The sequence below is a fragment of the Azospirillum sp. B506 genome (assembly GCF_000333595.1).
Taxonomy (GTDB): Bacteria; Pseudomonadota; Alphaproteobacteria; order Azospirillales; family Azospirillaceae; genus Azospirillum.
This window is the reverse complement of the sequence record NZ_BADK01000189.1, coordinates 1-1,677: the sequence shown is the minus strand read 5'-3', so window position 1 is coordinate 1,677 and position 1,677 is coordinate 1. Positions and strand designations below refer to the sequence as shown.

Below are 1,677 nucleotides of genomic sequence, written 5' to 3'. Positions count from 1 at the left end.
GTCACCACCTCGTCCAGTTGCATTTCCCACAGCGCGGTGGTGCCGGGATCGACCAGGGTCGGGGCGGCGGCGCGCAGGGTCTCGAACAGGTGCAGGCCGGCCGGGGTCGGCACCAGCCATTTGCCGTCCGCCCCGAGCAGGTTCTGTTTGCGCAGCCCCTTGATCACCTCGGCGCGGGTGGCCGGAGTGCCGATGCCCTTGGCCTCCTTCAGCCGGTCACGCAGAGCCGGATCCTCGACGAACCGCCAGGCATTCTGCATGGCATCGACCAGCGTGCCTTCATTGTAGCGCGGCGGCGCCTGGGTCCGCTTGGCCTCCACCTTGGGATCGGTCAAGGTCGCCAGTTCGCCATCGGCCAGCGGCGGCAGCATCTGTTCGGTCTCCTCCTCGGGCTTGCCGTCGGATTCGGCGGAGCCGAAGGCGGCCTTCCAGCCCAGTTTCAGAGGAATGCGGCCGACGGCACGGAAGGCGACGGGCTTGGTGTCGACGGGGACCGGCATCGTCACGCTGGTCTGGCGATACTCGTAGTCCGGCATCACCGCCGCGAGGTAGGACCGGCAGATCAGGGCGAACAGCCGCTTCTCGTCGTCGGTCAGCCGGACCAGCCGCGACTCCAGATCGTCCAGCACATTGACGTTGGGAATCACCGCATGGTGCGACACGCCTTCCAGCGCCTTGTCGCAGAAATGGCCGGACTTGCCCTTGCGGATCACGGGGCGCCGGACATCCATGTGCCCGTCGAGATGCGCGAAGCCGCGCAGCCGGGTCAGCGCGGCGACGATGGCCGGCGCATCGGCGATCTGGTTCTCCGACAGGTAGCGGGCTTCGGCACGCGGATAGGTGATGAGCTTCTTGCCCTCGCCGTCATACAGCTCCTGCGCCACCGCCAGCGTGCGGTCGGCGGTCCAGCCCCAGCGCTGGCCGCAGGTCTTCTGCAGCGACGGCAGGTCATACAGCTTGGGCGGCGCCTGCCGCTTTTCCTCCACCGTCACGGTCAGCGGCCCCCGGTGTTTGTCGGCGGCGCGAGCGACGGCCTCGGCGGCGGCGCGGTCCTTGATGCGGTCCTTCGGCGCCGGGGCGTGGCGCATCTGGAAGCTGCCCTCCGCCACGCTGGCGGTGGCCACCACCTCGAAATAATCCTCCGGCTTGAAATTGCGGATCTCCAGCTCGCGCAGGGCGACGATGGCCAGAGTCGGGGTCTTCACCCGGCCGATGCCGATGACGCCGCGGGTACCGGGAGCCAGCAGGGTCTTGGTTGCGGTGCGCGTCAGCGACAGGTTGTAGATCTGGTCGGCCTGCTGCCGGGCCACCGCCGCCTGATAGAGCGGCCGCATGGACTCGTTGGGCTTCAGCCGGGCGAAGGCGTCGCGCAGGGTTTTCGGATCCTGGGCTGTGAAAATCGCACGCCGCACCTTGCCGCGATAACCGACATGCTCCAGGATCTCCTGGCCGATCAGCTGGCCTTCGCGGTCGCAGTCGGTGGCGAGGATCACCTCGTCGCAGGCGCGCAGAGCCGCGGTGATCGCCTGCAGCTTCGCCGCCTTGTTGCCGCCCTGGTCGGGACGGGTGGGATAGAGCCCGTCCGGCTTCAGCAGGGTCGGCGACCAGCGTTTCCAGGCGGGATCGACCTCGTCCGGCTCGGCAAGCCGCAGCAAATGGCCCTCCGCCGGCAGGATG

The 1,677-nt window shown here is 68.6% G+C and carries 1 protein-coding gene; it reads right to left on the bottom strand.

The features are described from left to right. On the bottom strand, positions 1-1,677 hold a 1,677-nt coding region (locus tag I71_RS06460; RefSeq protein WP_042692623.1), incomplete at both ends, for a DNA topoisomerase.